The sequence below is a fragment of the Enterobacter sp. DC4 genome, from assembly GCF_000568095.1.
Lineage (GTDB): Bacteria > Pseudomonadota > Gammaproteobacteria > Enterobacterales > Enterobacteriaceae > Enterobacter > Enterobacter pseudoroggenkampii.
Window position 1 is genome coordinate 573,181 of the sequence record NZ_AZUB01000002.1, and the last position, 24,014, is coordinate 597,194.

The 24,014-nt window shown below is 57.2% G+C and carries 19 protein-coding genes; 10 read left to right on the forward strand and 9 right to left on the reverse strand.

Features of this window, described 5'->3' with window-relative positions:
* Positions 1 to 63: 63 nt before the first annotated feature.
* The 3 genes from P349_RS15585 to P349_RS15575 are packed head-to-tail and all read right to left on the reverse strand — an operon-like array spanning position 64 to position 6,570.
* Positions 64 to 2,241 (reverse strand): virulence factor SrfC family protein, encoded by a 2,178-nt coding sequence (locus tag P349_RS15585; RefSeq protein WP_032647479.1) that lies wholly within the window; start codon positions 2,239 to 2,241, stop codon positions 64 to 66.
* Positions 2,238 to 5,219 (reverse strand): virulence factor SrfB, encoded by a 2,982-nt coding sequence (locus P349_RS15580; RefSeq protein WP_032647478.1) that lies wholly within the window; start codon positions 5,217 to 5,219, stop codon positions 2,238 to 2,240. Before P349_RS15580 ends, P349_RS15585 begins: the two co-directional genes overlap by 4 nt.
* A gap of 4 nt (positions 5,220 to 5,223) precedes the next feature.
* A complete protein-coding gene (locus tag P349_RS15575) occupies positions 5,224 to 6,570 on the reverse strand; it encodes an SrfA family protein (protein WP_032647476.1) in 1,347 nt (448 codons plus the stop codon).
* Positions 6,571 to 6,853: 283 nt separating this feature from the next.
* On the opposite strand from P349_RS15575, the gene P349_RS15570 reads away from it, so the two are divergent.
* Positions 6,854 to 8,452, forward strand: a complete 1,599-nt coding sequence (locus tag P349_RS15570) for an ABC transporter substrate-binding protein (protein ID WP_032647474.1) — start codon at positions 6,854 to 6,856, stop codon at positions 8,450 to 8,452.
* A 96-nt stretch (positions 8,453 to 8,548) separates the two neighbouring features.
* Positions 8,549 to 8,782, forward strand: coding sequence for a YdcY family protein (locus tag P349_RS15565; RefSeq protein ID WP_032647472.1), 234 nt, complete (start codon positions 8,549 to 8,551; stop codon positions 8,780 to 8,782).
* A 3-nt stretch (positions 8,783 to 8,785) separates the two neighbouring features.
* Here P349_RS15565 and P349_RS15560 read toward each other — a convergent pair whose 3' ends face one another.
* A complete protein-coding gene (locus tag P349_RS15560) occupies positions 8,786 to 9,235 on the reverse strand; it encodes a DMT family transporter (protein ID WP_008501299.1) in 450 nt (149 codons plus the stop codon).
* Complete coding sequence (locus P349_RS15555) at positions 9,232 to 9,750, reverse strand: GNAT family N-acetyltransferase (RefSeq protein ID WP_032647470.1); 519 nt, start codon at positions 9,748 to 9,750, stop codon at positions 9,232 to 9,234. Before P349_RS15555 ends, P349_RS15560 begins: the two co-directional genes overlap by 4 nt.
* 148 nt (positions 9,751 to 9,898) lie before the next feature.
* On the opposite strand from P349_RS15555, the gene P349_RS15550 reads away from it, so the two are divergent.
* The 3 genes from P349_RS15550 (at position 9,899) to P349_RS15540 (ending at position 12,504) form a co-directional block, all read left to right on the forward strand.
* A complete protein-coding gene (locus P349_RS15550) occupies positions 9,899 to 10,474 on the forward strand; it encodes a helix-turn-helix domain-containing protein (protein WP_008501301.1) in 576 nt (191 codons plus the stop codon).
* 65 nt (positions 10,475 to 10,539) lie between these two features.
* Entirely contained in the window at positions 10,540 to 11,580 is a 1,041-nt protein-coding gene (locus tag P349_RS15545) for an NADP-dependent oxidoreductase (RefSeq protein ID WP_032647469.1), read from the forward strand.
* A 255-nt stretch (positions 11,581 to 11,835) separates the two neighbouring features.
* On the forward strand, positions 11,836 to 12,504 hold the full coding sequence (locus P349_RS15540; protein ID WP_032647467.1) for a GntR family transcriptional regulator: 669 nt from the start codon (positions 11,836 to 11,838) through the stop codon (positions 12,502 to 12,504).
* A gap of 118 nt (positions 12,505 to 12,622) precedes the next feature.
* On the opposite strand, the gene pqqU is transcribed toward P349_RS15540, so the two are convergent.
* A complete protein-coding gene (gene pqqU / locus P349_RS15535; protein WP_032647465.1) occupies positions 12,623 to 14,737 on the reverse strand; it encodes a TonB-dependent receptor PqqU in 2,115 nt (704 codons plus the stop codon).
* 242 nt (positions 14,738 to 14,979) lie between these two features.
* On the opposite strand from pqqU, the gene yncE reads away from it, so the two are divergent.
* Positions 14,980 to 16,041 (forward strand): 7-bladed beta-propeller protein YncE, encoded by a 1,062-nt coding sequence (yncE, locus tag P349_RS15530; RefSeq protein WP_032647464.1) that lies wholly within the window; start codon positions 14,980 to 14,982, stop codon positions 16,039 to 16,041.
* Positions 16,042 to 16,133: 92 nt separating this feature from the next.
* Here yncE and ansP read toward each other — a convergent pair whose 3' ends face one another.
* Together ansP and P349_RS15520 are read right to left on the reverse strand one after the other, a co-directional pair.
* Entirely contained in the window at positions 16,134 to 17,630 is a 1,497-nt protein-coding gene (gene ansP / locus P349_RS15525; protein ID WP_032647462.1) for an L-asparagine permease, read from the reverse strand.
* Between the two features lie 304 nt (positions 17,631 to 17,934).
* Entirely contained in the window at positions 17,935 to 18,849 is a 915-nt protein-coding gene (locus tag P349_RS15520; protein ID WP_032647460.1) for a LysR family transcriptional regulator, read from the reverse strand.
* Positions 18,850 to 18,957: 108 nt separating this feature from the next.
* On the opposite strand from P349_RS15520, the gene P349_RS15515 reads away from it, so the two are divergent.
* Positions 18,958 to 19,356 carry a (R)-mandelonitrile lyase gene (locus P349_RS15515; RefSeq protein ID WP_024909649.1) on the forward strand — a complete coding sequence of 133 codons (399 nt, stop codon included), beginning with the start codon at positions 18,958 to 18,960 and terminating at the stop codon, positions 19,354 to 19,356.
* Here the strand turns inward: P349_RS15515 and P349_RS15510 are convergent.
* Positions 19,353 to 20,888, reverse strand: coding sequence for a methyl-accepting chemotaxis protein (locus P349_RS15510; protein WP_032647458.1), 1,536 nt, complete (start codon positions 20,886 to 20,888; stop codon positions 19,353 to 19,355). The two genes, P349_RS15515 and P349_RS15510, sit on opposite strands and share 4 nt — an antisense overlap.
* Positions 20,889 to 21,233: 345 nt before the next feature.
* Here P349_RS15510 and P349_RS15505 point away from each other — a divergent pair, with 345 nt between their 5' ends.
* The 3 genes from P349_RS15505 (at position 21,234) to P349_RS15495 (ending at position 24,003) form a co-directional block, all read left to right on the forward strand.
* Positions 21,234 to 21,773: an AAA family ATPase gene (locus tag P349_RS15505; protein WP_032647846.1), complete on the forward strand. Its 540-nt coding sequence runs from the start codon at positions 21,234 to 21,236 to the stop codon at positions 21,771 to 21,773.
* A 110-nt stretch (positions 21,774 to 21,883) separates the two neighbouring features.
* Positions 21,884 to 22,885 carry an LLM class flavin-dependent oxidoreductase gene (locus P349_RS15500; RefSeq protein WP_032647456.1) on the forward strand — a complete coding sequence of 334 codons (1,002 nt, stop codon included), beginning with the start codon at positions 21,884 to 21,886 and terminating at the stop codon, positions 22,883 to 22,885.
* The gene (locus P349_RS15495) at positions 22,882 to 24,003 is read left to right on the forward strand and encodes a M20 peptidase aminoacylase family protein (protein ID WP_032647454.1); all 1,122 of its coding nucleotides are present in this window, start codon (positions 22,882 to 22,884) and stop codon (positions 24,001 to 24,003) included. Before P349_RS15500 ends, P349_RS15495 begins: the two co-directional genes overlap by 4 nt.
* Positions 24,004 to 24,014: the final 11 nt, after the last annotated feature.

Consider the following 24,014-nt stretch of genomic DNA (forward strand, 5'->3'; position numbering starts at 1 on the left):
CAATTTATTATCGTTGCAAAATGTAGGCCGGGTAAGCGCAGCGCCACCCGGCAAGAAGGGCGGCTACTTTATTAAATCCTGTAGTGCCTGACGTGCGTCAGGCTGAACATCATGCGGATGCTGGTAATCAATGTTCTCTATCGCGCGGCTATAGAGGGCGACCAGCCAGTCGTAAACGTACGCGGTGGCCGCATGCACAGGCTGTTCTCCCAGGCGCGTCAGACGAGGCTCGGCGCTACTGACCACTGGCGTGACGAAGATGGCCTGGCCCTTGCGGATGCGGCTTGCCGGACGTACCGCCACGGGCGTCTGGTCGTAACCCAGCCAGCCAATGAAATTGCCCATCACGGCATGCAGTTGCGCAGCGCTACTTTTATCCGCTTCGACGATACGCTGAAGCTGTTGAGGCAGATCAAGCCGGTAGCTGGTGGTCACCAGCACATCCGCGATTTGCTGTAACACCGCAGGTTCCAGCCCCAGACGGACGGCCGCGGCCTCATTGCGGCTCCACTGGCGCAGATGATTTATCCACACTCTGTGCGCCAGTCGCGCTTTGTCTTTTGTCTGGAACAGGCCGTTGCTTTCCTGTGCATTCTCGGCAAACAGGTCAATGGTGTCCGTAAAGAGCCCGTTCACCTGCTCCTCGCGAGGCTGCTGAACGGCGAGCAGCGTTTCAAAGGCTTTCAGCGGCGGCAGCAGGCCTTCAAGCAGTTCGCCGTGGCGGGCAGCGCTACTTTGCAGCGTGCGCACCATGTTTTCGGCCTGAGCACGTCTTGTCCCCGGCTCCTCAACCAGCGGCGTCAGATAGCTTTGCATCAGCGATGAGAGCTCCTGTCGCAGCAGGCCTTTCAGCGTGCTGAGGCGCTTCTGTCGCTGCGCGGGCAGCGTGGCCTGAGACAGCCACTCGATGACGCGCTGCATGCTGTGGCTGTCCAGGGCCTGCAGCGTGCCCCAGCGTAAGCCCGGCTTTCCGAGCAGATGCTGTACGGCTTCGTCGAGGTTCTGCCGGGTAGTAAAGCGGGCGTCATGCGGGGTGATCGCCCACACCAGACCTGGAAGGGCTGACTCTTCAGCAGGCTGCGTCTCCTTCACCCAGTTCATTAACACTTTTGCTTTTTTAGCCGTCTGTTCGTGCTGCGCCGTCGCGTTACAAATCACCAGCACATCAGGCTGAAGCTGTTGACGGTAATGCTCGAGCAGCCACTGGGATTTCGCCTGGCGTAGCGGGTCGGCACGGTTATCTTCAAAAACCGGAATATCAATAATATCGACGTTATCCAGCGCGCCGTTCTCAACCGGCAACACCAGCTCGCGGGTCAGGAAGGCCAGCACATCGACGGGGATACTGATGGCGTTAAGCATTTCACCGCTATTCAGCGGATGAAGCAGCGTCTCCTGCGCGTCCTGAAGGTCTAACGTGCCGTCGTGCGTCAGGAATCCTTCACCCGGCAACCCAAAGCTGTCCACCAGCAGGCTAAGCGGGGCAGCAAGATCGCTGACATGGCTGGTCTGGTGCAGCACGTGGGCCAGTTTTAACCACTGCTGGGTCAACTCCTGCTGCTCGCCCCACAGCAGGGACCAGACGCTGGCCCGCGTGCTGAGATCGAGCGATGGCACCAGCTGGGCAAACTCATACCAAAGGGCATCATCAATTTGCTGTTTCGCGGCGGGTACGGTGCTTTGCCAGAAGCGGGCAATCGCTCCCACCTCCTGAGCAGTGATACCGGGCACGCCCTGCGGCTGGCGCAGCCCGCGCCATTTCTCCAGACGTGTCTCAATGACCGCCTTATCCACCGCGCGCATCTGCGGGTGCAGGGTCGTGCGGGCAATAAACAGCTGTACCAGCTCGGCCTCGGTGACCAGACGCAGACGCAGCGGGAACGCCTCATCAGCCACCTCCGGGGTTTCCCGGGTGAAGCGGACGGCCATGTTGGTCAGGGCATGTCCCGGATTGATATGCGAAAAATAGTCAAAGGTGCGCTGGCCTGGCGTCACGTTAAGGCGTCCATTGCCGCTGCCGCACAGAGACAGCAGCAGGTGTGCTTTCGCGCTCTGCGAATGACCGTAAAGCCCAATGCTGCTCTGGCGAGTCATGGCGCGCGCAATGGCCTGCTCCCGCGCCTGCGCCGCGTTGATGCGAGCAAGCAGGGCGTCAGCATCGTTATCCAGCACTGGGGCGTTCAGGCGCGTCTCATTAATCCACCCGATTAAGGCCTGAGTGGTGGTCGTGGTCGCTGTCATTTCAGGTATACGCTCCCGCTGTCGATCCAGTAGTGGCTGCCGCTGTGTCGGCGGTCGGCCAAAGTATTCAGTTTGAAGGTTAACGCGTCAGGCGCAACCGGCGTGCCGTCCTGCAGCCAGGCATCGCTCAGCTCGAAGGCCTCCGGGCCTTCCTGCTTGCTGCCGCCGCAGAGTTTCAGCCGCACGTTCAGCACGCCGTCACCGGCAATGGCTTTGGCCAGTTCAGCCGAGTTAATGCTTAGCGTGTAGAGCGGAGTGGCAGGCCAGCGCGCGTTCGCCAGCTGGCGGAAGCCGAGGGTGACGTTACCGCGCAGCGGGAAGTGCAGACGCGCGTCAAGCTTCGCGCCGGGCTTATCGAGATCGATATCCTGATACCAGACGTTTTCCTCGCGCAGGGTATTGACGGTGTTATCCAGCACGCCGAGATAGCGCACGGTGGAATACGCGCCAATGTCCGCGGCTTTAAAGTTGAAGCGCGGCAGACGCAGATCGAGCGCCAGGCTGCAGAGCATGGCACCCACCGCGGCGGTGGATTTCGGGTTGCCAATGCGCCCCTGCTGGCTGAACGGATACCACTCGTGCACCTGGTATTTATCCAGCCAGACGATGCGGTTGACCGGCACCGGCTGCAGGTGGCGAATGAGCGCCTGAACCCCAGGCAGGCAGCCGGGGCGTCCGGTGATCAGCAGAATATCGCAGCTGTAATGGGAAATCGCCTCACACACCGCGTGGAGCGGGGAGGCCAGCGTAAACTGCCCGGCCAGCATCGCATCCTGCATTTCGCGGAAGTTCACATGCAGCGGCACCGCGAACAGATCGAAAGCGTCTGAACCCGCAGGCAGGGCATGATCGATCGCCTGCTGGAGGTAATTCATCACGTTGCGGGTCGGCTTTTGCGGCAGGAGATCGCCAAAGGTGGCATGCAGACCGGCCAGCGGATCGTCAACGTCGCTGGATTCCCATCCGGCAAGAATGGCATGGCCAATTGGCATAAAGAGCTGCAGCGCCGTTTGCTGGCGCAGCACGGCCTGGGTATCAATGCGCCCGGAGTCACCGAACAGCGAGGCCATCAGCAGCGAGGCATCCGCGATACCGGATTTCTGCAGCTGCGTTTGCAGAGCGGGCAACACGTAGCGCTGAATCACGTCCAGAAGCGTATCGTCACCCGCGACCTTAAACCCTTCACGGAACAGCAGCTGCGGGGTGATTTTGACGTTATTGCCGGAACCGTCATCCAGCTGATAATGGGTGATCGCCATATCCGTTGTGCCACCGCCGATGTCGATGGACGCGACGCGCAGCGCGCGTCCCGGCTGGCTACCCGGCTCAGGCTCACTGTCCGGGCGGGCCAGGGAGGCGAAGAAGGCTTCGGTCTGACCGCCAAAGCGGGAGATGGCTTCGTTATACAGCCAGACCAGCTGACCGCAGCTGGCTTCATCCCACTCCATCTGGATTTCAGGTACCGGCACCACGCTTTTTTCCTGCTGTTTGCGGGTGACAAAATCCTCATCCTGCGGGTGCCAGCCCATCGCTTTCCAGACAATGGCGATGGCTTCAAACATGCGGCGACGGAAAATCTCGCGCTCCTGCTTTGGCATGGCCGAGGGCAGAGTCAGGATCAGGGTGCGCAGCTGGCGCGGCGACGCCGGGAAGCCCAGACGCAGGCGCGTGGCGACGCTGTTGATCTGTCCCAGCGCCTGCGCCAGCAGCTCGCACAGCATGTGCGTCATCAGGGTGCTGCGGCTGTACTGCGGTGAGAAGACCGGCAGGCGCTCGTCCTGCGGCAGCGTGAAGAGCGGCTCGCCGTCATCGTTCATCAGGTTCATCAGCGGGAATGCGGTGGCAAGCGGTTCACGCTGGGTTTTGCTGTTCATCTGGCTAAAGCGCCAGTCCTGCACGACCGGCGTTTCATCCCACAGGTAGCGACGCGGGCTGGAGATACCGCTGTTGCCTTCGGTTCCCAGACGCTGCATCGCCAGCTTGCGGGCTTCATCACCGACGCGCACAATCGACGGCCAGACAAAGGCATCTTCGCGACCGCTTTCAACCGAGAAGTGCTGCTTGCCAAAACGCGCTTCCGAAAACTCGAGACGGCTGGTGAACAGCGGCTCGTTCAGGAATTGCGGCTCGCTGAGCGAGCGAACCTGCAGCTCGGCGGTCTGGCGCAGCCCATCGTTCGCATCGCCGTGGTCTTCAATAATGACGCCGCAGGTGTGGGTATTACCCACGTCGAGGATCAGGTCAACCGGAATGGCTGGCGTGCTGAGCGTATGGGTAACAAATTTCACTTCCGGCACGGTGAGCTGTTCACCGAGCATGGTCAGCACGTTGAGCCAGTGGGCCTGATACTCAAATCCGCGCATCGCCTGCTGGAGATCGCGTTCTGAGCGGTTTTCAACGCCGTCGGCATACTGGGTAAAGGCCTCGCGCAGCCAGCCGTCAATCCAGGTCTGATCGAGGAAACTTTCTACCTCGTTATCGCGCCAGGCCAGCGCGAAACGGGTCCCGTTGAGAATATCGTTTTCAACCGGGGACAGGGCAGACGTGGCGTGTTCAGCAATCTGGCTGTCAAGGGCGAGAGTGACGCGGTGCGTATTGCCTGCCGTATCGGGCGTATCAAGCCTGCGCACCTGAACGCGTGCCCAGTTATCCGGCCCCTCAACAAAGGTTCGCGGTGGGTTAAAGCGCAGGAACGGAACCGGAAGCCAGACGCCGTCCAGCACCGTCAGAGACTGATGCAGCGTGATGGTGGTTTCCGGTTTGACCACTTCAGGCTGTCCGCCGTTCGTTCCCGGCAGGGTATAGCGACCGTTGACCAGATCGAAATCGAGGCGCAACAGCGGGCCGTTCGCGGTTTTACGTACGAAGCGCCCGTTGCTGGCGGTGTCCTGCGGTGTCAGACCGAAATCAAGGAACTGCACGCCGCTGTTGGCAATAAGCGTGACGCTTTGTTTATAGTCGCAAAGATTAACCAGCATAGGATCAGGCACCTGCTTTCTTGAACGTCAGTGGGACGACGGTGTTGGCATCATAACGGGCGCGACATTCCGCGATATCGCTGGTGCCGGCTTTACAGGCAACCTCCGGCATCGGGTAGCGGGAACCGTCGGTGCAGCGGGCGGTACCGCGACTTTTAATCATCAGCTCGCCATTGCTGTGCAGCCCGGAGAAGACCTCCGCACGGCAGACCACGTTATCGCCATGAACAACCCGGGCGAAGCCTTTATTGTTCTGGATTTGATAGCGCATTGATGGCGGCTTGCCGGTGACCGGATCTTTCACGTCGAGAACCGCACGCCAGGTGCCGTTCAGGAAACGCGTCGATCCCGCTTTTACCTGATTCGCTTCCATCACCATGGCATCTTTCGGGATGGCGACAATCACCACCGGAGCGGCTGTTTGTGCAGGCGCCGGAACTGCTTCTTTTTCTTTGCTGGCCACGACCTCTGCCTGATGCAGCGGTAATTTCATCGCCAGTGGCTCAACCGCTTTAATCGGTTTTGGCGCAATCTCGACGGGCTCTGGTGCAGGCGCTGGAGCGGGCTCAGCGGAAGGCGACTGTTTTGGCCACAGCAGTGGAGCGGCAATGGCGGCGACGATCACGGCGGCAACCGGCAGCGTCCACAGGGGGACGCGGCGCTTTTTCGCGACAATCGCCGGGGGCGTTTCCTGAACGGCTTGCGTCACGACCGGGGCCGGTTCTGGCTCATACAGATCTTCCGGCGTAATGCGCACCACCGTGGAAGGGGCGATCAGCGGCTCGTCAGCCTGTTCAAAGGTCACCAGCGGTTCTGGCTCAGGTTCCGGTTCAGGATCTTCAATGACAACGGGAGCAGGCTCAGGGACCAGCGATTCACGCAGGCAGTCGAGGACGTCGTCGCGCGCACTCTCGTTCAGGTTTACAAACCCCCAGAAGCTGATGACCGGCTTCCCGTCTACCAGGAAGAGGAAGTTTTCACCCGGGAACTGAAACGCCTTAGACAGCAGAGAACCAAAAAGCTGCTGCGCGGTTTTGGGTGACAGCAGGCATTTCTTGCTTAACGACTCGACGCTGGCGAGCGTGTTTTCCAGATAGCGCAGGGCGCGATAGCGGTCATCTTCATCGGCCGCTTTCCAGCTGGTTACGCTCCCTTCAACCGGGGAATACCAGTCCACACGGTCACCGCTGTCGTTGACCTGAGGAATTGCCAGACAGTCGACGATGGCCTGTTGTTTGCGCAACCGGAGCGCTTCCCGGATTTGTAACGCTGATTCGAAAACGGCTTGTCCGCCGCCGCCAACGGCCTGAAAGTCATCCAGATTACCGCTGCGTAAAAGAGTTTTTGCCACGATTTGATCCCATATACTTCTTCACACCGTTACTTTAACGAAACGAGGAAGCAAACAAACGGAGGAAGAGACGCTAAAAGCGCCGATTTCTTGCGGCATAGAAAGTGACGGTTGTGCTTGACGAATAATGGCCCTTAAGGCAAATCACCTTTTTGGACGCTGGCGGTTAAAACAGCAAAAAACGCGGCTTTAGAATAACCTGATAGTGTTTCGTTATTTGCCAGGTCAAAACGCCTGTGCTGTTATTACTGTCCTATATAATAAAACTGTCAGGGTTATAACCATGTCTACAGGGAAAACACTGCTCGCCCTTGCGCTGAGCGCGCTGTTACCAGCCGGTGCCGCATGGTCGGCAAACAACGACACGCTTATTTACTGTTCTGAAGCGTCTCCCGAGTCCTTCAACCCGCAAATCGCCAGCTCTGGCCCATCTTTTGTGGCCAGCTCCCAGGTGCTGTATAACCGTCTGATCAATTTTGACCCGGTGAAAAACACTCCGGTGCCGTCGCTGGCGGAGTCCTGGACGATTTCACCGGACGGCAAGACCTATACCTTTACCCTACGTAAAGGGGTGAAGTTCAACAGCAACAAGTTCTTCAAACCGACGCGCGACTTTAATGCCGATGACGTTATTTTCTCGGTCATGCGTCAGAAAGACCCTAAACACCCGTACCACAACGTGTCGCAGGGCAACTACGAATACTTTAACGATGTGGGTCTCGATAAGCTTATCCAGGACGTTAAAAAGGTCGATGATTACCACGTTCAGTTCACCCTGAGCGAGCCCAACGCCGCGTTCCTGGCCGACTGGGGGATGGATTTCGCCTCGATTCTCTCCGCTGAATACGCCGACGCAATGCTGAAAAAAGGCACGCCTGAGAACGTGGACACCTGGCCGATTGGTACCGGGCCTTACGTGCTGCAGCAGTACAAAGTGGATTCGCTGATCCGCTACGTCGCGAACCCGAACTACTGGGAAGGTGAAGTGCCGACGAAGCATCTCATCTTCTCCATTACGCCAAACGTGGAAACCCGCCTGGCGAAGCTGCAGACCAACGAATGCCAGATTATTCCTGCGCCGTCCCCGGTTCAGTTTGACGCCATCAAGAACAACAAAGACCTGACGCTGCACTCGGTCGATGCGCTGAACGTCGGTTATCTGGCGTTTAACACCGAGAAAAAGCCGTTTGATAACGTGCTGGTGCGTCAGGCGCTTAACTATGCGACCGACAAGAAGGCCATCGTTAATGCGGTCTTTATGGGATCGGGCACGGTGGCAAAATCGCCGATCCCGCCAAATATGCTGGGCTTCAATAAAGACCTGAAGGACTACAGCTACGATCCTGAAAAAGCGAAAGCCCTGCTGAAGCAGGCGGGTCTGGAGAAGGGAGCGGAAGTCACGCTGTGGTCAATGCCGGTTCAGCGTCCGTATAACCCGAACTCGCGTCGTATTGCGGAGATGATCCAGAGCGACTGGGCCAAAGTTGGCGTGAAGGCCAAAATTGTCTCCTACGAGTGGGGCGAATATCTCTCCGGAATGCGTAAAGGCGAACATGACTCCGCGCTGTTTGGCTGGATGTCCGACAACGGCGACCCGGACAACTTTGCCGACGTGCTGCTCGGCTGCAACAGCATTAAAACCGGCTCAAACGCCGCGCGCTGGTGCGATAAGGGGTATGATGCCCTGGTGCAAAAAGCGAAGCTGACCAGCAGCCCGGCTGAGCGCGCGAAGCTCTATAGCCAGGCGCAGGAGATCTTCTACCAGCAGGCACCGTGGATCGCGCTGGCCAACGGGAAAACGTTCTACGCGACCCGCAGCAACGTGACCGGATACAGCGTAAGCCTGATGGGCAGCGATTTCTCGAAAGCGAAGCTGAACTGATCGTGTGCCCGGTGGCGCTGCGCTTACCGGGCCTACGGTTCCCCCTGTAGGCCGGGTAAGGCGTAGCCGCCACCCGGCAATTCACAAGGAGTGACAATGTCACATTTAAACGAAGTTACTGCCCGCGTCGATGCCGCCATCGAAGAGAGCGTCATCACCCACATGAACGAACTGCTGATTGAATTAAGCGATGATGCAGAGCTGAGCCGTGAAGATCGCTACACCCAGCAGCAGCGTCTGCGCACCGCGATTTCGCATCACGGTAAGCAGCATAAAGAAGAGATGGACGCGCGTGAGGAACAGCTGACGAAAGGCGGCACCATACTGTAACGATCAAAACTGGCGTCGCGCCACCAGCCAGGCCCCCACGACTAGCATCACCGCGCCGCACACCGGGCCAATCAGGGCGCGAAGCGGAATGCCATGGCTCCTCAGCACGTCCAGCACCAGCCCGCCAATCAGCTGGCTTGCGACCAGCACGGCGATGGTCGTCGCCGCGCCAACGTTCTGATACCCGCTAATGCTGGCAAACACGAAAAACGACCCCAGCAGCCCCGGGATAAGCGTCCACCAGCGCACCGTCGCGGCCAGCTCGCTGAATCCCGCGACGCCCTGTTTCAGCAGCAGAATGCTGACAAACAGCACAATGCCGACCAGCGAATTCAGCAGCATCGCGATGAGAATGGTGGAAGAGGACTGGGTAATACGCACCATCAGGGTGTTTTGCACCACCAGACCGATGCCCGCCGCCACCAGAAACGCCAGCGTCAGTGACTGATTCATGGGATAGCGTCCGGATCGCTGCGCTCGTCCAGCTGCAGCTGCATAAAGGTTAAGTCCAGCCAGCGGCCAAACTTGGTTCCCACCTGCGGCATTTGTCCGGTCGTCACAAAGCCGAGCGTCTCATGGAGATGAATCGAGGCATGGTTTTGCGCTTCAATGCCGGCCACCATCACGTGTTTACCGATGGCGCGGGCCTCGTTAATCAGCGCCTTCATCAGCGTGCGGCCAATCCCTTTACCCTGATGGGCCGGATGGACGTAGACCGAATGCTCAACCGTATGACGAAAACCGTCGAAGGCGCGCCAGTCGCCGAAAGAGGCGTAACCGGTGATGACACCGTCTTCCTCGCTCACCAGAACCGGATAACCCGCCAGCGTGCGCGCCTCAAACCACGCGATTCGGTTATCGGTATCGACGGTTTTATCGTTCCAGATCGCGGCAGTATGCAGCACCGCGTGGTTGTAAATCTCGCCTATCGCAGCGCAGTCTTCTTTGCAGGCATGACGAACGATCATGATGAAGCCTCTGTGTGTTGTTCACTATAGTATTACGTTATCGCTACGATATTACACAACTGTATCCCCCGATCGCTACGGCATAAGCCATATTTTTTTGTTATCAAAAGCCCATTGAAATGCCGTTCATACACTATAGTATGACGTCATGAACACCATAACAGACACGATGAATCAACGGATTAGCGCAAGAATTCGCCTTGAACGCGAGTCTCGCGGGTGGTCCCTGAGCGAGCTGGCGGACCGGGCAGGGGTCTCACGCGCGATGATCCACAAGATAGAGCGCGGGGACAGTAGCCCGACGGCCACCTTGCTTGCCCGCCTGTCTGGCGCGTTTGGCATCAGCATGTCAACGCTGATTGCCCGGGCCGAAATGCAGGAAGGCAAGCTGCTGCGCCTGGCAAACCAGCCCGTCTGGCGCGATCCGCAGACGCACTACCTCCGCCGCCATGTTTCTCCCCGTACCGATCTGCCCATCGACCTGGTTCAGGTTGAACTGCCTGCGGGCAGCGATGTTCCTATGCCTGCCTCTTCTTACGCGCTGGCACGTCAGCTTATCTGGCTGCAGTCCGGTGAGCTGGTGTTCCAGGAGGGCGATACGCGCCACGAGATGCACGCCGGAGACTGTCTCGAGCTGGGGCCGCCGAATGACTGCCGGTTCATCAACGAGACGAATGAAACCTGCATCTATCTGGTTGTACGCCTCAATCAGTCTGGCTCGTAATGCTAATGCGATAACGCCGATCGTGAGCCAGGCTGTAATGACATTTTTACCAGAAGGAGATCCTGATGAACCAACCTGTTTCGCAAAATCGCCGCTGGGTACTGGCCTCTCGTCCACAGGGTGCGCCGGTCGCGGACAATTTTCGTCTGGAAACGCAGCCTGTTCCGGAACCGGGTGCGGGGCAGCTTTTGCTGCGTACCGTCTGGCTGTCGCTGGACCCTTATATGCGGGGGCGCATGAGCGATGCGCCATCCTATTCACCGCCGGTTGAGATCGGTGCTGTGATGGTGGGGGGAACGGTCAGCCGCGTTGAGCAGTCAAACCATCCCGACTTCAAAGCTGGCGAATGGGTGCTGGGCTACAGCGGCTGGCAGGAGTATGAACTCTCGGACGGCAGCGGCCTGGTGAAGCTGGGCGAAAATCCGTCTCATCCTTCCTGGGCGTTGGGCGTACTGGGTATGCCGGGCTTTACCGCCTATATGGGGCTGCTGGATATCGGGCAACCGAAAGCGGGTGAAACGCTGGTGGTGGCTGCGGCGACCGGCCCGGTTGGCGCGACAGTCGGGCAGATCGGCAAAATCAAAGGTTGCCGGGTGGTCGGCGTGGCCGGTGGCGCAGAGAAATGCCGCCATGCCGTTGAGGTTCTCGGCTTTGACCTGTGTCTGGATCACCATGCGGCGGATTTTGCCGACCAGCTCAAAGACGCCTGTCCGAAAGGCATTGATGTCTATTATGAAAACGTCGGCGGGAAAGTGTTTGATGCCGTGCTGCCCCTGCTGAACACCTCCGCCCGCGTGCCTGTGTGTGGCCTGGTGAGCGGCTACAATGCGACGGGCTTGCCCGAAGGGCCAGATCGCCTCCCGCTCCTGATGGCGACCATCCTGAAGAAACGCATTCGTATGCAGGGCTTTATCATCGGCCAGGACTACGGGCACCGCATTCATGAGTTCCAGGAGGCGATGGGGCGCTGGGTGCAGGAGGGGAAAATCCACTATCGCGAACAGGTGACGGACGGGCTGGAAAACGCCCCCGAGGCGCTGATTGGCCTGCTGGAAGGACGAAACTTCGGCAAAGTCGTGATTCGCGTCGCGAGTGACAATAAATAAAGAGCACAATGGCGGGGTTTCCCGCCATATTTATTTGTGAAGATACGATATATTGTCTTTAATTACTGGACAGGGTTTTTCGCGCCATCATCCCGGATGAGCCCGAAAACGATAAAAAAAATGATGTTTGCTTTTTTTGTTGTTTTACGTACTTCCCACCACCAGGCATGACGATACAGGATATATCGTACCGGCGCCGTTTTATTAAAACTGGCGTTTAAAAATAGCATTAAGTTTTAGCTACAGGAATTCCACATGCTTGATTTGGATCACTTAGAAAAAGCCCAAAGGGTTAGCCTTACCATGCAGGTTGAACACAGTTTGAAAGGGGCGTTAATTACAGGCTCCCTCAAACCAGGAGCACGACTGATTACGAAAGAGATTGCTGATAAATTAGGCACCAGTATTACGCCGGTCCGCGAAGCGCTGCTGCGTCTGGTCTCCTCAGGCGCACTTCACGCCACGCCAGCGCAGGCTTTTCTGGTCCCTGAGGTGACGCTGGAGCGTTATAACGAGATTAACGCCATCCGAAAACAGCTTGAGCCAATGGCGGTTGCCGCAGCATGCCAGAATATGTCAGACGGCAAGCTGGAGGCGTTGCGCAAAATGTCAGAGGCCTTCCATGAGGCCATGCGCAATGGAAACGTTCAGCAGGCATTGCATGCAAATCGCATCTTCCGGTTTACGCTTTATCAATATGCGGAAATGCCTACGCTTAATGCCTTAATTGAACAGTTATGGGTGCGCATCGGACCCTGCATGAACTACCTGCATCAGGAACTTAACGACATCAAAACGTCAACGTATCACTATGATGAGCTTCTTTCAGCTCTTGAGCGGAGAGACGTGGAGGCCAGCCAGAAGGCAATTGATAAGTTGATTGATGAAGCGGATTTTCTTTTACAGCGACAATATTTTAACTGAGAGATTATTTAACAGAGCGACTATATACTGCACCTAATTATTTATCTGGTGAATAACTCCTGATGGCTTATTGCCATCAGGAGGGTTATTTCATATATAAAATAAACTTTTCTTTTTCTTACTCGAAGCGATAAGAGACCGACAACCCGACGCCATAGTTACGGCCTGGCGCAGGTTCGTAATAACGGCCGTTGGACTCGTTGACAATAACCGAGCCCGCGTACTCTTTATCGAACAGGTTATCGACGCGGCCAAAGACGTCCATTCCCCAGTTGCCGTAGTTAAACTTATACCCGGTATTCAACCCGACTACCGTGTACGATGGCGCTTTCGCGGTGTTTTCGTCGTCGGCCATGATGTCGCTCATGTAACGCACGTCCGTGCCCGCGTACCAGCCTTCCTCCGGCTGCCAGCCAAACGAGGCGAAGCCCATGTTGCGCGCAATCCCCGGCATGCGGTTACCGTTACAGTCTGCGTCGCTGCAGACGTTAGTCCGGTAGGTGGCATCCAGGTACGTCCACGCCATCTTCAGCTTCCAGTTCTCAGCGAACTGCTGATCCAGGGAAACTTCCACACCCTGACGACGGGTTTTCCCGGCGTTTTTATAGGTTGTGCGGCCGCCGGAACTGGAGTCCACCACGATCTCATCATCCGTATCGGTGCGGAACAACGCCGCCGTCAGCAGGCCGTTGCCGATGCGGGTTTTGCTGCCCACTTCATAGGTGTTGTTCGTGGATGGCTTCAGGCCAATATTCAGACCACCCTGATTATCCGCACGATAGGAGAGTTCGTTGATGGTTGGCGTTTCAAATCCACGCCCTGCGGCAGCGTAGAGGTTCCACCCGTCAGTCACCGCATACTTAACGGCGCCCGCCGGGAGCCACTTGTGATAGCTCGCGTCACCGCTGTCGTCGCCGTTGCCCGGCGTAACGTAATGGTCGTTGGAATCAAACCAGACCGAACTGTAGCGGACACCCGCATCGACAGAGAGTTTCTGCGTCAGCTGCCAGCTGCTCTGCAGATAAGGATCGACGTTCCACATCAGGTTACGTTCGTCACGACGTTTATCGCCTTTGACGCCGTAGTCCGGCACGCCGTTACTCATCACAAAGTTCTCGTAGCCGCGACGATCTTCACTCAGGTTTTCGTAGTTCAGGCCGGTGGTAAACGTCACCGGCACCAGCAGCTCGCCACGGTGCGTCCAGCGGGTATCCACGCCCTGATAGTGGCGCTGCATATCGATCACCCCACCGGAGTGGGAAGGTTTCAGCTGCGGCTGCCAGGGAATCGACTGGTACTGCGTCATTTCACGCTCACCGGCGTACATCATCACGCTGAGGTCGTCCTGAGCGCTGAGCTGGCGATCGTAGCGCAGGCCGGCCTGGGTCTGTTTGATGGTCTTACGGGTATTGTACTGATCGCCACGCGGAGACTGACGCGGATTATTCTGCCACTCCTGATAGCTCAGACCGCCCGGATCGTTGGCCTTCATGTCTACGCTGTTGAAGATTAGCGTCAGCTTGCTGACGTCATCAATACGCACGCCCAGCTTGGCGTTAGCCAGATTCTTCCGCGCGCCGCTGTGGTCGCGATAGCCCTGGGTGGTGAAACGGGTGGTAGAAACGGTGTAATTCACATCGCCCGCGTGGGTGCCATCACCCATCGCACCGGTGGCCTTCATGCCGTAGCGCCAGGTACCGTAACTGCCGTAATAGCTGCTGGCTTCAATGGTTGGCGGCTGCTGCCCGGTCTGGGTGTTGATGTTAATCACGCCGCCAGAGGCGTTGCCGTACAGGGCAGAGAAGGGGCCGCGCAGCACTTCAATGCTCTCCACGCTGGAGAGATCGATGTTGGAGGTCTGGCCCTGTCCGTCCGGCATGGTGGCAGGGATACCGTCGACGTACATACGGATACCGCGCACGCCAAACGTTGAGCGGGCGCCAAACCCACGCATCGAAAGCTGGAGATCCTGAGCATAGTTCTGGCGGTTCTGAATTTGCAGTCCCGGAACGCTGCCGAGGGATTCAGACAGGTTGATGCGAGGCGCGGCGTGGCGCATGTCATCGCCATTGACGACGCTGACCGCGGCCGGGGTATCCAGCTCCGATACGGTTTGCGGCGTGGCGCTGACGATCATGGTCTGTTCTTCTGCGCTCATAGCGGTGAGCGGCGCGAAAGTAACGGGAACCAGCAGCAGCGGGAGAGAGGCCTTACGGGCAGAAATGATTTTCATGAATAAAACCGGTTGTGGTGTGTAAACGAACCAAATGGAACATGTCCATACATGTTAAAGGTTTTGTAAATGTTTTGAAAACTATAACCGCACATTGCGTTAATGAAAGGTGGTATGGGAAAGAAAAACTCCACATTCAGTTGATTAATGATTACTATTCTCATTATCAAAAGGCGATGCCATGACGTTGCCTGCCGGAAGTGATGTCAGCCCAAACCCCTCTTTTCAGAAAAGGAATTGTTATGTCTTTACGTCATCTGTGCTCGCCGCGTCTTAGCCTGTCACTGCTGTCTGCCACTTTACTGCTTGCCGGGACGTTCCAGGCGCATGCCGCCGAAGAGGTGCTGCGTAAAGCGGTGGGCAAAGGGGCGTATGAAATGGCCGTGAGCCAGCAGGAGAATGCGCTGTGGGTGGCGACCTCGCAAAGCCGCAAAACCGATAAGGGCGGGGTTGTTTACCGTCTTGATCCGGTCACGCTGGACGTGACGCAGGCGATTCACAGCGATCTGAAACCCTTTGGTGCCACTCTCGACAGCGCGACGCAAACCCTGTGGTTTGGCAACACCATCAACGGCGCGGTAACCGCGATTGATGCAAAAACGGGCGACGTAAAAGGGCGTCTGGTGCTGGACGGGCGTCAACGCAGCGAAACCGTCAAACCGCTGCAGCCGCGCCAGCTGGTGGCGGATGACGCGAACAACACGATTTACATCACCGGTGTCGGCAAAGAGAGCGTGATTTGGGTCGTGGATGGCGCAACGCTGAAGCTGAAAGAGACCATTGCCAATACTGGCACCTACAGTACCGGTCTGGCGCTGGATGCGCAGGCGAAACGTCTCTATACCACGAATGCGGACGGTGAACTGGTGACGATTGATACGGCCAGCAACAAGATTATCAGCCGTAAAAAAGTGCAGGACGACGGGAAAGAGCACTTCTATCTGAACCTGAGCCTCGACGCTGCCGGTAAGCGTGCGTTCCTGACTGATTCAAAACAGCCGGAAGTGCTGGTAGTGAGCCTGAAAGACGGCAGCGTGATCGAGAATATCGCCGCGCCGGAATCCCTGGCGGTCCTGTTTAACCCGGCCCGCAACGAAGCCTACGTGACCCACCGTGAAGCCGGCAAGGTGAGCGTGATTGATGCGAAAACGTATAAGGTGACTAAAACGTTCGACACGCCGGTTTACCCGAACAGCCTGGCGCTTTCCGCCGATGGTAAAACGCTGTATGTGACGGTGAAACAGAAGTCGACTCGCCAGCAGGAAGCCACTCAGCCTGACGACGTGATTCGTATTGCGCTGTAAGATGGGAATTGCCCGGTGGCGCTGCGCTTACCGGGCCTACAAAACCATGAAATGTAGGCCGGGTAAGGCGAAGCCGCCACCCGGCTTTTTTATTAACGCGAGGTTTCTTCCACCAGCGGTGCGTCGTGTTTTTCATCGTCGCGATGAACCGGCGCGGTGCTGTGGATCTCGTGAACGCGCTTACGCACGCCGAACCAGCCGGCAATCAGCAGTACCGCCAGCAGCGGAATCGTCGCGATGGTGTAGGTACCGTTCGGATAGTCGAACGCCATCAGTACCAGCACGCTGAACAGGAAGAGCAGGGTGAGCCAGGAGGTCACCGGTGCGCCCGGCATCTTGAAGCTCACATCAGCCGCTTTGCCTTCTTTAATCGCCTTGCGCAGACGCATCTGACAGACCACGATAAAGCCCCAGGAAGCGATAATCCCCAGTGCAGCCACGTTCAGAACGATCTCAAATACGCGGGACGGCACCAGATAGTTCAGGAACACGCCAAAGACGTAAACCACCAGCGTTGCCAGAATCCCTGCATAGGGAACCTGCTGCTTGCTCATCTTCGACATGAACTTCGGCGCGGAACCGCCCATCGACATGGAGCGCAGGATACGACCGGTAGAGTAAAGGCCGGAGTTCAGGCTGGAGAGCGCTGCCGTCAGGACCACGATGTTCATGATGCTGCCCACGTAAGGCACGCCCAGCTTAGAGAAGAAGGTCACGAACGGACTCTGGCCCGCCTGATAGGCAGTCCATGGCAGCAGCAGAACCAGCAGCACCACGGAACCGACGTAGAACAGACCGATACGCCAGATCACGCTGTTGATGGCTTTTGGCACCATCGTCTGCGGATCTTTACATTCACCTGCCGCGGTGCCCACCAGTTCGATAGAGGCGAAGGCGAACACGACGCCCTGAACCAGAACCAGCGCAGGCAGCAGACCGTGCGGGAAGAATCCGCCGTTATCGGTTATCAGGTGGAAGCCGGTGGCATTGCCATCCAGCGGCTTACCGCTGCCGAGGAAGACGGTACCCACGACCAGGAACACCACGATGGCCAGCACTTTTACCAGCGCAAACCAGAACTCCATCTCCGCGAACCACTTCACGCCGATCATGTTCATGGTGCCGACAATCGCCAGTGCGCCAAGCGCAAACACCCACTGCGGCACATCACCAAACGCGCCCCAGTAGTGCATATACAGCGCAACGGCGGTGATATCGACAATACCTGTCATCGCCCAGTTGACGAAGTACATCCAGCCCGCAACGTAAGCCGCTTTTTCACCGAGGAATTCACGGGCGTAAGAGACGAAGCTTCCGCTGGAAGGGCGATGCAGTACCAGTTCGCCCAGTGCACGAAGAATAAAGAAAGAGAAGATCCCGCACACCAGATAGACCAGGGCGAGAGCCGGGCCAGCCATCTGCAGGCGTGCACCAGCACCTAAAAACAGACCCGTTCCGATAGCGCCGCCGATGGCGATCATTTGAACCTGACGGTTGCCCATCGCTTTGTGGTAGCCCTCTTCGTGAGAGTTCAACCAGCGACGTTTAGCAGCATGATGATCGGCTGCGCTTTTATTGCTTGTTTTCATTGAGTTACCTGTTTGCCTGTCTGAACCATTATCGTGATAGTCCTGCCTGGCAGAAAGCAATACAAACGATTGCTTCTGCGCAAACACATGTCGCCTTCCCAGTCATTCTGCGTATGGATAAGGCGAAACATGGCGAGGCATCCTACCTGCAATTCATAAGCGACGCAAAATATAACCGTGCCGAAAGTGATGCACGTCGAAGGAAATCGTGTGGTCAGAGCAGACGGGGATCACAACACGCTGAATCGTGATGAGTTTTTAGTCAAAACAATGGCGAGGTTGATTATTTAATCATCAGATTCTCTTAATTATTACCAGATGGTATAAATTTTTGCTGCAGCAGGGCATCGAGAAGTAACCTGAACGCGGTTGTGTGCTGCCGGCGGCTCGGATAATAGAGGTGGTATCCTTCAAACGTGGGGCACCACGATTCAAGGACCCTGACCAGCCGTCCCTGATTCAGAGCGTCCAGAACCGAGGACTCGGGCACGTAGGCTAATCCGAGACCATTCTCCGCGGCGTCGATGCGCTGCGACAGGTTATTCAGCGTAAGCTGTCCGTCAACCCGCACGCGAAGCTCGCGCCCGTCGCGCTCAAATTCCCAGTTATACAATCCCCCTCGGGTGGGCAGGCGGAGATTGATACAGCGGTGTTCACCCAGCTGCTCCGGCACGAGCGGCACGCCAAAACGAGCCAGGTAATCCGGGGAGCCGACGACCGCCATGCGCATGTCCGGCGCAATCCGCACCGCAATCATGTCTTTTGCCACCTGTTCACCCAGGCGAACCCCTGCGTCGAAGCGGCCATCTACGATATCTGTCAGGCCATTGTCGACCATCACTTCGACGTTAATGTCAGGATATTGCAGCATAAAAGCCTTCAGGACCGGCCAGAGCACGGCATCCATCGCGTGCTCGCCGGCGACGATGCGGATAGCGCCTGCGGGTTTGTCGCGGGTGCTGCGAAGCGCCGTGAGTTCCTGTTCGATCTCCAGCAGATGCGGGCTGAGGCGCGAAAAAAGCTGCTCACCCGCGGGTGTCGGAACCACGCTGCGGGTTGTGCGGGTTAACAGGCGAACGTCTAATCGCGCCTCAAGCTTGCGCATCGCATGGCTCAGTGCCGATTGCGAGACGCCCAGCTGCGCCGCTGCGCGCGTAAAGCTACGCTCGCGGGCCACCACCATAAAGGAGAGCAGATCGTTGAAATTATCTTTTAGCATCGCGGTTCTATTTATGAGTTTCAGTCATGTGTCCTATCTGATTATGCACCCTAATGCTGCCGAGTGCTTTGCGCTACTGTTAACGCAACAGTCAACGAGGAGCAAAAGATGAAAATTATCCGCAGCGGTTCAATACCTTCAGTACGAGGACCGGAAGCCTGGTTTACCGGGACTGTTCGGATTGACGCACCCTTTCAGGCGACCGAACCTGCCAGCGTCGGCGGGGCAACCGTAACCTTTGAGCCGGGCGCGCGCACGGCCTGGCATACGCATCCCCTGGGACAAACGCTGATTGTGACGCAGGGGCGCGGCTGGTTACAGGAGTGGGGCAAAGAGGCGGAAATCCTGAATCAGGGCGATATCGCCTGGATCCCACCCGGCGTGAAGCACTGGCACGGCGCAAATGCGCAAACGGCGATGACGCATCTTGCCATCGCCGAAGCGGTAAACGGCAGCCCGGTAACATGGCTGGAAAAAGTGACTGACGAGCAGTACCCGAACGGCTAACCGCCAAAAACGGAAATTGCCTGCTGCAGGCGCGTCGTCCGCTGCGTCAGGTGATTCGCGGCGTGAGTGACGTTATCCACCATCCCCGTATTGCTCTGGGTCATTGCGCCGATACGGGAGAGGGAGGCATTGATCAGCGTCAGCGCCTGGGTTTGTTCCTGGGTGGCGTGGCCGATCTCCTTAATCAAGGTGGAAACCTGCAGAACATGGTCGATCATGACCGTCAGTTGTGATTCGGTTTGTACCACCTTCTCCACGCCAGCGTTGACGCTGGCAACGTTTTTCTCGATCAGCGCTTTGATCTCTTTCGCCGCCGTCGCGGAGTGCTGCGCAAGATTGCGCACCTCAGCCGCCACCACGGCAAAACCGCGCCCGGCTTCACCCGCGCGCGCCGCTTCCACGGCGGCATTCAGCGCAAGAATATTGGTCTGGAAGGCAATGCGATCGATAACGCTGATAATATCGACGATCTGGCCGTTATCCTGCGACACGGACTGCATCATACCGATGGTCTCTTTCATCATCGCTTCACCGCAGTGGGCGCTGTCGCTGGTGCGATCCGCCATCTGGATCGCTTCATTCGCGGTTTCTGCCGTCTGCTTCACCGCGCTGGCGATCTCTTCCACCGCAGATGCGGTTTGCTGCAGAAAGTCTGCGGTTTCTTCAGAGCGCGTTTGCAGCGCCGCACCTTCTTTCGCGACCTGCTGGCTGATGGTGCCAATCCCGCTGATTTGCGCCCCGACATCGTCAACCAGCGAATTCAGGTTCAAACCTGATTGATTCACCAGGCGCATCATCAGCCCGATGTCATCGATCCTGTCAAAATGGTAATAGTCCGTTTTACGTCCTGAAACCACGCGCTGCATCTGTTGAACAATAGATTTTACCGGCCGTGCGATCTGCGCGTGAAGATAACAGGCAAGGGCAGAAAAGAGCAGCGCCAGACTCCCCGACTGCACAAGTTTATCAGGGAAGAAATACACCGCCAGGCAGGAGAGTAACGCTGTCGTTGCAATACCAAGATGGATTCGTTTACAGGTGCTGAGACATTTAAAAAGCGACATAAAGGAAAATAAACCGCGTCGAACCAACAGTCCTTTATAAAAACGATAATGTTTTAATTCGTTATTACGCACTTTTGCATACAGTTTTTCACTGGCTGCGATCTCTTCCCGTGCGGGGATATTTCGCACCGAAATATAGCCCGTCAGGGATCCACCCTGCCAGACCGGCGTCACGTTGGCCCGCACCCAGTAGTGATCGCCATTATGACGACGGTTCTTCACCAGCCCTGTCCAGGTCTCGCCCTGCTGCAGGGTAAACCACATGTCGCCAAACGCTTCGGCAGGCATATCGGGATGGCGGATGAGGTTATGCGGCTCACCCAGTAGATGTTCTTCTTTATATCCGCTGGCTTCAATAAAAGCGGAATTAGCATAGGTTATATGACTTTTTGTATCGGTGGTCGACATTAACGTCGAACCAGCGTTAAGCAAATACTCGTTTTGTGTAACGGGAGTGTTACGCCTCATGAGTAACTCCATGATGTTGTGCAAGAATAAAAAAACGTCCGGAAAGCACTCCGGCAAGATTAATGAAATTATTTTTATAACTATCTGCTGCTTATTCTCTCTGAAATTTTGGCTGTCTGAAATACTCGCTACATATTATTTTTAAACGGTTAACGCTATCGAATGTAATAAAAATGAAAACATTTTCAGGGGCGTTTTGGGGAGGCGCTGTAAATAAATGACATAAGCCAAACTGTAAGAGGGAGATCGCTTCCCGGGAAAAATTGTCATGCTGAAATAGCGTTTCGTTAACAGGATGAAAACGCTATGATTTGGTCTCATTTTCGTAAATACAGGGAGGCTGAGGTGAAAATTAACGTCATAGGAACCAGCGGAAGTGGAAAAAGCACGCTGGCGAAGCGGATTGCGACCGAACTGGCTATTCCCTGTATCGAGATGGACAGACTCTACTGGCAGGCTGACTGGCAGGGCACGCCGGACGACGAGTTTCAGGCAAAGCTGGAGCAGGCGCAACAGGCGTCGCCAGACTGGGTGCTGGACGGTAACTACAACCGCACGCGGCCTGTGAAATGGCGCAATGTAGACGTTGTGGTGTGGGTGGATTATGGGTTTATCCGCACCCTCTGGCAGGCCGTCACGCGAGCAATAAAGCGGGCCTGGCATAAGCACGAGCTCTGGCCGGGAACGGGGAATAAAGAGAGTTTCCGGCGCGCGTTCTTCAGCAGAGAATCGATTATCATCTGGACGATTAAAACCTGGCGTAACAACCGCACGCGCTATGAAGCCGATCTGCAAAACCCGCAATATAGCCATATTCGCTTCGTCCGCATTACCCGTCGAGAGCAGGTGGAAACGCTGATTGCCTCCTTAAAGTCTTATTCTTAGCATGGTTTTATATATCTGTTTTCCGGCAAACTAAATGTAAATTAATTGTTTCTCAGTGGTGAAATGCGCCTTTAATAATGACGACATGTTAAGTCAAACGAGAACGCAACATGTCATGGCGAATCAGCATTCTGGATAAAAGCCCCATCGCTGAAAACGAAACGGCTGCCGATGCACTGGCGCGTACTCTGGCGCTGGCGCAGCAGGCAGAAAATCTGGGCTATCACCGCTTCTGGATTGCCGAACACCACAACACCCCACAGCTTGCCAGCCCTTCCCCGGAGCTGCTGATTGCCTGGATCCTCGGGCAAACCACGCGCATTCGCGTCGGGTCCGGCGGCGTAATGCTTCAGCACTACAGCCCCTATAAAGTCGCCGAGAACTTCAACGTGCTGGCCGCGCTGGCGCCTGGCCGCGTGGATCTCGGCGTCGGGAAGGCCCCCGGCGGATTACCGCTCTCAACCCGCGCGCTGCAGCAGGGTCTGAATCAACAGGAAAAGGGCAGTTTTGCCGAACAGCTGGCCCAGCTCGACCGCTGGATCCGTCCTGAGCATCACGCTATTGAAGAAGCTGTCCGCGCCACGCCGCTGCCGCCGCTGCCTGCTGAAGGTTTCCTGCTGGGCGCGAGTACCGAAAGCGCGCTGCTGGCCGCCAGGCTCGACTGGCACTTTGTATTTGCCGCACACCTGAACGGTGACCCGGATCTGCTGCGCGAGGTGGTATCGACCTGGCGTGAGAACAGCGCGCGGGACGTGATAGTGGCAGTACAGGCGATTGTCGCGCCGACGCAGGCCGAGGCAGACGCGCTGGCGCAGAAGGTCGAGGTGTGGAGCGTTGAGCTGGCAAACGGGCAGCGCGTCACCGTGGCCAGCGAAGAGCAGGCCTACGCCTTTGCACGCCAGGCGGGCAGCGAGCCGGTGCGCATTGCACGTCGGGCGCAGTCGCTGCTGGCGGGCACCGCGGAGTCGGTAGTGGAACAGCTCAACGCGCTGCACCAGCAGTGGGGTATTGACGAATTTATCATCGACACGCCGGTAGCGGAGGAAGCAACGCGCGTCGCGTCGCTGCGTCTGCTTGCCGAGGCGCGTCTTAACAGGGAGGTCACCGTATGAGCTTTGGCGAACAGCTGATTGCCTGGCGTCGCGAACTGCACCAGAACCCGGAGCTCTCCGGCCAGGAAGTGGAGACCACGACGCGCCTGCGCCAGTGGCTGACGAATGCCGGGATTACCCCGCAGCCTTACGACCTGTCTACCGGGCTGGTGGCGGAAATCGGCTCGGGCAGCAAACTGATTGCGCTGCGGGCGGATATTGATGCCCTGCCGATTGAAGAGCGCAGCGGCGTACCGTTTAGCTCGCAGCGTGCAGGCGTAATGCATGCCTGCGGACACGATATCCACACCAGCGTCATCCTCGGCGCCGCGTTAAAGCTGAAAGAGCGAGAGGCCTCGCTTAATGGCCGGGTGCGGATCCTGTTTCAGCCTGCCGAAGAGAACTTTGGCGGTGCGAAGAGCATGGTGCGGGCCGGTGCCCTGCGTGACGTCAGCGCCATCTTCGGCATGCACAACGAGCCCGGCCTGCCGGTCGGTGAGTTCGCTACCCGAGGCGGTCCGTTCTATGCCAACGTCGACCGCTTTGTGATCCGCATTACCGGCAAGGGCGCGCACGCCGCGCGTCCGCACGAAGGCAACGACGCCATTGTACTGGCGAGCCAGCTGGTGACGGCGTTGCAAAGCGTCGCCAGCCGCAACGTCAATACGCTGGATTCGGTGGTGCTGAGCGTGACGCGCATTGCGGGCGGTAACACCTGGAACGTGCTGCCGGAAAGCGTCGAGCTGGAAGGCACGCTGCGTACCCATCGCACGGAAGTGCAGCAGAATGTGAAAGCCCGCGTGGGCGAAATCGCTGCCGGGTTTGCCAGCGCCTTTAGCGCGCAGATTGATATCACCTGGTATGCCGGGCCCACCGCGCTGGTGAATGACGAACGCTGGGCAGATTTCGCCACCTCGGTCGCACGGGACGCCGGATACGAAACCCGGCACGCCGAGCTGCATATGGGCGGGGAAGATTTTGCGGTCTATCTGCAGCAGATCCCGGGGGCGTTTGTCAGCATCGGCAGCAACAGCCCGTATGGTTTACATCATCCGGCATTTAATCCGGATGAAGCCTTAATTGAGCCCGCTGCCCGCTATTTTGCACAGCTTGCGGAAAAAGCCCTGCAACACGTTTAATTCTTAAGAGG

Excerpts from the sequence above, each read along its gene's own strand:
- P349_RS15585 (WP_032647479.1), bottom strand. The coding sequence starts at position 2,241 with ATGACAGCGACCACGACCACCACTCAGGCCTTAATCGGGTGGATTAAT.
- P349_RS15580 (WP_032647478.1), bottom strand. The coding sequence starts at position 5,219 with ATGCTGGTTAATCTTTGCGACTATAAACAAAGCGTCACGCTTATTGCC.
- P349_RS15570 (WP_032647474.1), top strand. The coding sequence starts at position 6,854 with ATGTCTACAGGGAAAACACTGCTCGCCCTTGCGCTGAGCGCGCTGTTA.
- P349_RS15565 (WP_032647472.1), top strand. The coding sequence starts at position 8,549 with ATGTCACATTTAAACGAAGTTACTGCCCGCGTCGATGCCGCCATCGAA.
- P349_RS15560 (WP_008501299.1), bottom strand. The coding sequence starts at position 9,235 with ATGAATCAGTCACTGACGCTGGCGTTTCTGGTGGCGGCGGGCATCGGT.
- P349_RS15555 (WP_032647470.1), bottom strand. The coding sequence starts at position 9,750 with ATGATCGTTCGTCATGCCTGCAAAGAAGACTGCGCTGCGATAGGCGAG.
- P349_RS15550 (WP_008501301.1), top strand. The coding sequence starts at position 9,899 with ATGAACACCATAACAGACACGATGAATCAACGGATTAGCGCAAGAATT.
- P349_RS15545 (WP_032647469.1), top strand. The coding sequence starts at position 10,540 with ATGAACCAACCTGTTTCGCAAAATCGCCGCTGGGTACTGGCCTCTCGT.
- P349_RS15540 (WP_032647467.1), top strand. The coding sequence starts at position 11,836 with ATGCTTGATTTGGATCACTTAGAAAAAGCCCAAAGGGTTAGCCTTACC.
- pqqU (WP_032647465.1), bottom strand. The coding sequence starts at position 14,737 with ATGAAAATCATTTCTGCCCGTAAGGCCTCTCTCCCGCTGCTGCTGGTT.
- yncE (WP_032647464.1), top strand. The coding sequence starts at position 14,980 with ATGTCTTTACGTCATCTGTGCTCGCCGCGTCTTAGCCTGTCACTGCTG.
- ansP (WP_032647462.1), bottom strand. The coding sequence starts at position 17,630 with ATGAAAACAAGCAATAAAAGCGCAGCCGATCATCATGCTGCTAAACGT.
- P349_RS15520 (WP_032647460.1), bottom strand. The coding sequence starts at position 18,849 with ATGCTAAAAGATAATTTCAACGATCTGCTCTCCTTTATGGTGGTGGCC.
- P349_RS15515 (WP_024909649.1), top strand. The coding sequence starts at position 18,958 with ATGAAAATTATCCGCAGCGGTTCAATACCTTCAGTACGAGGACCGGAA.
- P349_RS15510 (WP_032647458.1), bottom strand. The coding sequence starts at position 20,888 with ATGAGGCGTAACACTCCCGTTACACAAAACGAGTATTTGCTTAACGCT.
- P349_RS15500 (WP_032647456.1), top strand. The coding sequence starts at position 21,884 with ATGTCATGGCGAATCAGCATTCTGGATAAAAGCCCCATCGCTGAAAAC.
- P349_RS15495 (WP_032647454.1), top strand. The coding sequence starts at position 22,882 with ATGAGCTTTGGCGAACAGCTGATTGCCTGGCGTCGCGAACTGCACCAG.